This window comes from Geobacter sp. PheSNFMC (genome assembly GCF_059620965.1).
Genome location: NZ_JCAMRN010000142.1, coordinates 1 through 284, shown reverse-complemented (window position 1 = coordinate 284; position 284 = coordinate 1). Strand labels below are relative to the sequence as shown.

Here is a 284-nt window from a genome sequence, read left to right as displayed (position 1 = left end):
CTTCCTTCAGAGGTACCGTCAAGATCAAGAGGTATTAGCTCCCAATCATTTCTTCCCTCCAGACAGAGCTTTACGACCCGAAGGCCTTCATCACCCACGCGGCGTTGCTGCGTCAGGGTTTCCCCCATTGCGCAAAAGTCCCCACTGCTGCCTCCCGTAGGAGTCTGGACCGTGTCTCAGTTCCAGTGTGGCTGATCATCCTCTCAGACCAGCTAACCATCGTCGCCTTGGTAGGCCATTACCCCACCAACTAGCTAATGGTACGCAGACTCATCCAAGGACAG

General features: G+C 54.9%; 1 rRNA gene. It reads right to left on the bottom strand.

Annotated elements, in window-relative coordinates:
- Positions 1 to 284: ribosomal RNA gene (locus AC6CDK_RS17855) — 16S ribosomal RNA — on the bottom strand; the annotation flags it as partial.